Annotated in this window: 1 protein-coding gene; it reads right to left on the reverse strand. The window is 54.2% G+C overall.

Going from position 1 to position 546, the window contains the following annotated elements; genetic code table 11:
- Positions 1-488 (reverse strand): hypothetical protein (locus F8271_RS31740; protein WP_151493437.1); only part of this gene is annotated, 488 nt, incomplete at its 3' end.
- Positions 489-546: the final 58 nt, after the last annotated feature.

Below are 546 nucleotides of genomic sequence, written 5' to 3' on the forward strand. Positions count from 1 at the left end.
TGCGGGTGCTGAGACTGCGACGCCACTGAACCCTTCGGCGCACGACCTACAGGCCCGCGACCCAGCCGGCGCTGATATTCCTCATCCAGCCTGTACCAGACATCAACCCCGTTACCCCTCCCCTTCGACGTACTGTTGGGATCGACAACACCAGTGCCCTTCTTTAGGATATCCCGAAAGGTGGTGTAGGCAATTTTTTTATCATCTGCGAATTTTTTGGGGGAGTACCCGGGGGGGAGGTCGAGATACGCCATTACATCACGAACTTTATAATCATCGTTCACCCAACCGGCGATTGCATTTTGACGATCAGTCGAGCAACTGCCGAGAAGTTGGCCTCTCCGCACCTCACCCGAATACCACCTTCGGAATGTAGTTTCATCTAAATCGGGGCGGTTCTTCTCAAGAAAGGTAGCAATGCTTACCGCCCACGGGTTGAGGATGATTTGGTCGGCGAAGAGTTCGAGAAGCTGTTTGTCGCTGAGCATGTGGCTCCTTGGGGTGTGGTGATCTCGCGTCAGTGTCGCGCCAAAGAGTTCAACGGAT

It is taken from the genome of Micromonospora sp. ALFpr18c, from assembly GCF_008868155.1.
Classification (GTDB): Bacteria; Actinomycetota; Actinomycetes; order Mycobacteriales; family Micromonosporaceae; genus Micromonospora.